The 7,075-nt window shown below is 57.5% G+C and carries 7 protein-coding genes; 1 reads left to right on the forward strand and 6 read right to left on the reverse strand.

The features are described 5' to 3' along the window. Nucleotides 1-55: 55 nt before the first annotated feature. The 4 genes from IQ254_RS16195 to IQ254_RS16210 all read right to left on the reverse strand — a co-directional run bounded on the left by IQ254_RS16195 (nt 56) and on the right by IQ254_RS16210 (nt 4,872). The gene (locus IQ254_RS16195; RefSeq protein WP_193967198.1) at nt 56-1,705 is read right to left on the reverse strand and encodes a D-Ala-D-Ala carboxypeptidase family metallohydrolase; all 1,650 of its coding nucleotides are present in this window, start codon (nt 1,703-1,705) and stop codon (nt 56-58) included. 245 nt (nt 1,706-1,950) lie between these two features. After that, a complete protein-coding gene (locus IQ254_RS16200) occupies nt 1,951-2,640 on the reverse strand; it encodes a cation diffusion facilitator family transporter (RefSeq protein WP_193967199.1) in 690 nt (229 codons plus the stop codon). A 175-nt stretch (nt 2,641-2,815) separates the two neighbouring features. After that, a complete protein-coding gene (locus IQ254_RS16205; RefSeq protein ID WP_193967200.1) occupies nt 2,816-3,682 on the reverse strand; it encodes a mechanosensitive ion channel family protein in 867 nt (288 codons plus the stop codon). Continuing rightward, nucleotides 3,679-4,872, reverse strand: coding sequence for a hypothetical protein (locus tag IQ254_RS16210; RefSeq protein ID WP_193967201.1), 1,194 nt, complete (start codon nt 4,870-4,872; stop codon nt 3,679-3,681). Before IQ254_RS16210 ends, IQ254_RS16205 begins: the two co-directional genes overlap by 4 nt. Nucleotides 4,873-4,984: 112 nt before the next feature. Here IQ254_RS16210 and IQ254_RS16215 point away from each other — a divergent pair, with 112 nt between their 5' ends. Next, nucleotides 4,985-5,719 carry a histidine phosphatase family protein gene (locus IQ254_RS16215; RefSeq protein WP_193967202.1) on the forward strand — a complete coding sequence of 245 codons (735 nt, stop codon included), beginning with the start codon at nt 4,985-4,987 and terminating at the stop codon, nt 5,717-5,719. An 11-nt stretch (nt 5,720-5,730) separates the two neighbouring features. On the opposite strand, the gene ubiG is transcribed toward IQ254_RS16215, so the two are convergent. Both ubiG and IQ254_RS16225 read right to left on the reverse strand, forming a co-directional pair. Continuing rightward, a complete protein-coding gene (ubiG, locus tag IQ254_RS16220) occupies nt 5,731-6,471 on the reverse strand; it encodes a bifunctional 2-polyprenyl-6-hydroxyphenol methylase/3-demethylubiquinol 3-O-methyltransferase UbiG (RefSeq protein WP_193967203.1) in 741 nt (246 codons plus the stop codon). Between the two features lie 55 nt (nt 6,472-6,526). Next, the gene (locus IQ254_RS16225) at nt 6,527-6,949 is read right to left on the reverse strand and encodes an energy transducer TonB (protein WP_228040788.1); all 423 of its coding nucleotides are present in this window, start codon (nt 6,947-6,949) and stop codon (nt 6,527-6,529) included. Nucleotides 6,950-7,075: the final 126 nt, after the last annotated feature.

A 7,075-nucleotide genomic window follows, 5' to 3' on the forward strand; every position in this document is an offset into this window, starting at 1 on the left:
CCTCCAGTGACACCATCCCTGGAATAGCTTAAGGTGCCAGAGATACCATTCTCGCCTAGTAGCCGTAGCTCCAGCGGGCTCGGTAGCCGCGCACATCTATATGGGTAAACACCGAGGAACTGGCCAACCCCCCCCGACTGCCCCACCAGCCATTGAGCCGCGCATAGACATCAAAGTTCCGCACACCGGGCACTACAAAGTCCACCGCATCGCCCGATAGGTGGCGCGATCGAGAAGCCCCACCGACGGCTCGGTTAGTCACCGGGTCACGATACCAGGAGTTGATCTTGATAGGCCGATCGCCATAAATCTTACGAATTTCTTCCATCACGTCGGCTACCTTGAGAATGTTATAGACCACGGCAGCGCTAGCCGGGCGACGATAGGCTCCGGTAGAACGGTTGACGTGCAGCGCCTCCCCCCAGGTAAAGTTGCCTCGTACTCCGTAACGATTCTTGGGCTGAATCGGATCATTGGAATAGTAGGTACCCTTGAAGCCAGGTAAGGTGAGCGCTACCCCGCGATCGGCTGGGTTAGTGGGTTTACCAGGCCCTTGATCTTTGGGGTTGTTGCCAATTTCAGTACCCGAAATTTCAATATCGGGTACGTAGGCATGCCAAGTAGTGAGGTTTTTCGGGCCTAAAAATGCCCCCTGTAGCGCGACTCGCACGTGATTATTATCGGGCTGGGTGAAGGAGTTGAGCAAAAATACTGAGCCTTTTTTCACCAGTATCTTATCGGGATCAGGCAGCTGGCTAGACTGCACCGGCTTTGCTTTGAGAATGGTGTCACTGTTGACTTCCAGGGTTTCACGGTTGCCGCTAATCTTCACGTCAGGGTTGTAGACGTACCATTTTCTACCGACCTCGGCTCCCACCACAGCATCGGCCAGCTCAATTTCGAAATGGTCACCTGCCGCTGGCTTAAAATCGACCAGCCCCACTTGGGTACCGTTTTTGACAAATACCTTCTGAGATTCGGTCAGCTGCGACGAGAGCTTGGGCTCGGTCTTAAACAACGTGTCGCTGACCACTCGCAGCTGTACCCCGGTAAGCAAATCGATATCGGGAGTGTAGACAAACCAAGCACGGTTAGGCGGGTCACCCATGGGTTCGAGCAGCTGTACTTGCCAGTGGTTGTTGCCTACATTGATGTAGTACTGAATTTCAAATGTATTGCCGCTGGTAACGAGCACCTTCTCAGCATCGGCTAGCTCACTGGCCATTTTGGGCTGGAGCTTGAAATAGGTAGCGCTTTTGACCCGCAGGGCAAGACTGTTGACCGGGCTCGGGTCTGTTTCTTTGTCAAGATCTGGAGCAGTGGTGTCGCCGCCGCCGATTGGCGGGGAAATTACTTCTCCGGGAGGAGACGCCACGTTGTCGGGAGGAGACGCCACGTTATCGGGAGGAGACGCCACGTTGTCGGGAGGAGACGCCACATTGTCGGGAGGAGACGCCACGTTGTCGGGAGGAGACGCCACATTGTCTCCACCGCCGGCCTGCTCAGGTTCTGGTGCGCCAGTACCGATGGCAACGGTCATTGCCATCGGGGCGTCCGATCGCAAAAACCATTCCCGCATGCCTTCTACGTTGAGCACCCGTTCCTGGGAGTTGGAGGCCGAGGGTCGCTTCCGAATGCGAGAAATCCACTGGTTTCCCTGCATCAGGTAAAAAGCTTCATCTGTTTCCTTAACCCAGGTACCCATGGTGGTAACTCCTGTAGACAGAGTGGCGGCCAATGTCAACATGCCCGCCTAAATATGAATATTAGAGTCTAACCAAGGATATGGTGCAGTTTTGTGCGCCGATGCCCTAGGTTTGTTAACAAAAGACGGTTAGGGCCAACGCCTAGAACGCCGGTACAGAAACCCGGTTTCTCGGCCAAAATGCCAGTCATGCCGTTAGGGCAGTGACAAAGAAACCGGGTTTTTAGCCATACTGTACCGATGCTCTAGTCAGAGCATGACTCAAGAATCTGGGCGCTCAAGTCACTCCGACCAAGTTCTAAAAAGCCAAGGCTGGAGAGGTCTGGGGCGATCGGTGAGTCAGGCTTTTGCCTGAGATGTTGCCAGCTTTGATAGATCAGTGGCAGGGCACTACTGCCGATCAAAAGCGCGATCGCCAAACTCAGCGCCCCATCCACCCAAAACCACTGAAACAGCGCCATACAGACCGCACCCACAATTACCCCTAGCGAACTGACCAGGTCAGCCACCACGTGCAAAAAAGCACCCTGCCGATTGAGCGAGTCATCGCCGGGGCCATGGAGCAGCCAGACCCCAAACCCATTGATGCCCAACCCCACCAGGGCGGTGCCGACCATCGGCCCACTGACGAGCATCGTTGGCGGCGTGAGCAGATGCTGCCAGGCCTCCAGCGAAATCAACCCTGCCATCCCCAGCAGGCCAACACCGTTGATCAGCGCCGCGATCGTTTCGAGGCGAGATGACTGAGACTGTCGGCGGGCCAGCGTCAGCCAGCTGGCCGATAATGCCAGGGCGATCGCACCCACGTCGGTCAGCATATGCCCAGCATCGGACTGCAGCGCTAGGCTATGGCTATGGCTACCCACCCACCATTCCACCACCGCAAACCCCAACACCAAGCTGAAAAATAGCTCCAGCCGCTGACGATTAGCCACAGCCAGGCCGCAGCGACAGGCGAGATTTGAGGATGGAGTGCAAGTAGAACGTAGGGTCACAACCAACCGTTATCTCCAGGCAATGTGACTAGCATTTTGGCACGCTTTAGGCCAACTGGCAGCGTTAATAGACAGTTTCACCGCTGCCCATACTGCTCTGCCACGGGTCGATTCTCTAATCGTCGAGCCCCATCATCGGTTTGACGCGGGGGTATACGATCGCTTGCTCGGCCATGGCTGCCTTAGCTCGCCGCAAAATATCGGTACGAAAGGCGGGTTCGTCGCGAATATCCATTGGGTAGGCTCGCAGTTTGAGATGGGTGCCCCAGGGGGTTTCTCTCATCACCACCTTCACCGGCAGCTTGAGCTGAATAAAGCGGCTGCTGTAGGCCGCCTGGTAAAGAATGTCGGTAATCGCCGACAGGTCAGCTTCGTGATCGACATAGACATCGGTTACCACCTGAGCTTCTAGTCTGCCGCTGTTGGAGTTGACGATCGGGTCGCTCCAGGTAACGCTGTGGGGAATGGTGACCAGGTCATCGTCAAAGGTTTGCAGACGGATGCCCCGCAGCCCGTAGCTCACCACTTCGCCGTAGTGGTCGCTAATGGTAACGCGATCGCCCACCCGGTAAGGAGCCTCAAATAGCGCCACGACTCCAGCAATAATCGACGTCACATAGTCTTTAAACGCAAAGCCCAGGGCCACGGCGAGGGTGCCGGTGAGGGCCAGCAGGTTTTGTTGAGATACATTTAAAAAAAGCCTCACCATATAGGCAATCACGCCCAGGAGAATCAGCCCCTTGAGGAAGGGAATTGACTGTTTAATCACCAGGCGAAACTGTCGCGGCACCTTCTCTGAGAGCCAGTTGGTCAAGCTTTGAATCGCCGTCACTAGCAGGTAGGCCAGCAGCACGCTGAGCGCCGCCTTGAACAGGCGACCAAGGGAAATATCGCGTAGCAGGTTATCTACAGCGTCTTCGGTATTGCGCAGCGTATCAGTCTGAATCAGAAAGCTGGGGAGCGCGCGCAAACTAATGTTCATCGGTCGTCTCCGGTGAGAAAGTTGTTGCTATCGAGTTCGGTGGTCAGCCGGGGATAGTGAATGGGTTGAATGCTCAACCCCTGGCGACTCAGGCGTAGAACTCCCGACTGGCGAAGCGTTTGACCGCACAAGTGAACAATACTTTCGGACTGTCCTAGGCTCAGGGCCAGCTGCGATCGCAGCGTGATCCCGTGCAGCATTAGGGCGTGCACCAGATAGTAGTCCAGAGCGTCGAGATCGGGTAGGGACGGTAGGGACGGCTGCACTTGGTAGAGAGGCACAGGCAGTGCATCCCCCGCCTCCAAGGGCTGGGGTTGAGCGGGCCGGTCGGTTTCTTGCAGGCGTAGCGATCGCAGCCATAGCAGGCGGGCCACCTCAGGGCTACCCCCCGACAGTTCTGCCAAGTTTGACCAAGAAATGTTGCCCAGGGCTGAGGTTGACAAGTCCTCGTCGGCCGGGGAATTGGTTAGGGTTTCGGCAAACGGGGTCAGCCAGTCGCTGAGGCTATCGCTATCGAGACGAGGTAGGTCAGCGATCTGGTTGAGGTAGGCCTCCACCTGGCAGACCCGGTTTAAAAATGCCCAGGCCCAGGTATTGCAGGGTATCAGCCAAAAATAATCGCGCTGGGTACCGACCGTATCGCGCAGCCATTCTACTCCCTGCCAGCCGCCAATGCAGCGCAAAAAACACTGCTCCAGTGGCGGCAGCACAATCACCGTCAGGCGGCGGGAGAGGTCGTCTAGGTCGTCTTCACCATCGTCTTCCTCGCTTTCCTTCAGCTGCTCCAGGGCCTTGGCGAGCTGTCCCTTAATCGAGAGCGGATCGGCAGGGCGCGTGATCCAGTCCAGGGGGCGCAAGATTCGCCAGCGCTGAGTCAGCTCTGGGGCTCTCTCTTCGAGGGCAGCCGTCAGCACGGCCCCTGTATCATCTACGGGGGTACCCAGCAGCACCAGGCTGTTAGGAGCATCGAGGGTCGTTTGCCAGGTCGTCACCGCCTCGGTCACCTGCTCAGCCACAGCAATCAGGTAGGTGTTCGGCAGCGGCAGGTCTTGCAGGCGTTGACGCACGGCCAAATCCCAGACCTGAGGCAACACGCAAAACTGATCTTCAGATAGCTTAGACGCCGCTCGAGCCCGCAGTAGACCAGACTTCAGCTGGCTGGTTATGGTCTTAACTAGCTCACCAACCATAAAAAATATTAGGGAACGGAAAATCTAGCCCTTTTGACCCGCCACGGCCAGATATACCGCCTTGGCAGCCTAAGATCAGTTCTAGAGATAGCTTAACGTTGAATCTGAGTCAATGACCGTTCTCAAGCTGCTGCTCGTCCGCCACGGCCAGTCCGTGGGTAATACCGAAGGCCGCATGGAGGGTGTTAGCTCTACGGGGCTAACGCCTCTGGGGGTGCAGCAGTCGCAGCGGCTGGGGCAGCACTTGGCTACCATGGGCTGGCACCCTACCCACCTCTACTGTAGCCCGCTCAAACGGGCCACGGCGACCCTCGCCATCCTGACTGAGGGGCTGGGGCAGCTAAGTTCGGCGAACTCTACCCAGCCGCAGCCCAGTCCACCCAGCCCGGCCCCCCTCGCCGCCGACCATACTCTACCCGTCACGGTTCTCGACGATCTCAAAGAATACGACTGCGGCATCTTTACCGGCCTCACCTGGGCCGAAGCCTGCGATCGCTACCCCGATCTCTGCCATCAGCTCGAAACCAGCCTCGACTGGCAGCCCATTCCCCAGGCCGAAACCCTTGCCCAAGGTCAGGGCAGGGCTAGGCGGGTAGTGGATACCTTGCTCAGTCATGGCAACGGCGATCGCGTCATGGTAGTTAGCCACCAGTGGATTTTGCAACAGGTTATCGCTCAGCTGATGGGCTGCGATCGCACCTGGGGCCTCCCCATAGGCAATACCGGCTGTTTTGAGTTCTGGCTCGATCGCGATCGCTGGCCCCAGCCTGGCCCCAACCGCCTGAATACAGAGCTCTGGCAAATCAAGCGCTTCAACGATACCAGCCACTGTCGTCTCCCAGGCTAAAGGACTCCCTGTCAAGCCTTCACAGCGGTACCGATATACATCACCCGCAGGTCACCATCAAAGCGGGCCTCAAAGGTGCCGGTTGCCTGGTAGCGCCGATAGGCCGCCACGAGTTCAGGCACCGTGCTGCCAAATAGATTAAACCCGGCCATTTGCACCGAGCCAAATCCAAATCGAGTCAGCATGGTGCGTAGCTCTTGGGGAGTAAGAAACTTTTCCCAATCGTGAATGCCTGCCGGAATCTGGCGCAATAGGGTCTCTAACAGCCAGATCATGACCAGACGCGATCGCAGGGTGCGATTGATCGTGTCAAAGCAAACCCGACCACCGGGTTTGAGCACTCGACTCATTTCGGCAATGGCGTCCTGGGGGCTAGCCACATGCTCTAGCACATCGACACAAATCACGACGTCAAAGCCAGCCGCCTCAAAGGGTAAGTCTTCAGCCACTCCCCAACAGTAGGCAATCGGTAACCCCTCAGCCCCAGCATGGGCCTGGGCGGCAGCAATACAATTGGCCGACTGATCTAGCCCCCACACCTGGGCCTGGCGCTGGGCCAAAAACTCGCAGGTAAACCCTCCACCACAGCCCACGTCCAAAACTCGCAGCCCCTGCCACCGGGAGACCACCCGATCAAAGTATTCAAACCGCAAGGGGTTGAGGCGATTGAGGGGCGCAATTGTCGCCGTTTCATCCCACCACTGGCTGGCCTGCTGATCGTAAAAACCAAGATCATTACGCTGTACAACCAAAACGTGATCCTCACGAGTTTTGAGAGTAGCCACAGTCACCCCAACCTCAGCATCGCTAGAAGAACTGAATGCGGGCCTCCAAAATATAGGCGTCCGTCAGCTGGGGCACACCCGCCGAACGGGCTGGTTCGAGCTGTAGCCGCTGCTTCACCACACAGCTCACCAAGTCATCCACGGCGCTGCTGCCAGTGCTCTGCAACAGCCTGACATTGGAAATAGTGCCATTGGGCTCTACCTGGAGCTGCATTTGTACTGACGTAGCCACCATCCCCGTCAAAAGCGCCTCTAGATTCGACACCCCACAGCTCGAGGCCAAGGGTTGAAATGCGATCGCAGTACTGCCCACCAGCTGAGGAGCCGTGTCAGGAATATCACGACCATTGGGATCCAGACGCAGCCCCAGCGGTACAACCTGTCCCCCCTGGCCAGCAGTCTCGCTAGCGGCAGGCGGGTTTCCCAAGGGAGGCGATGACTCCATGGGGGGCGCTTCTACGGGCGGTGGTGTGACCCCAGGCGGAGGGTTGACAGTTGGTGGCGGCGCCACCGAGGCGGGCGGCCTAGGCGGAGCAGGGGTAACAACCGCCGAGCGGGGGGGCACTGGGGC

Origin of the sequence: Nodosilinea sp. LEGE 07088 (assembly GCF_015207395.1) — a bacterium.
Lineage (GTDB): Bacteria > Cyanobacteriota > Cyanobacteriia > Phormidesmidales > Phormidesmidaceae > Nodosilinea.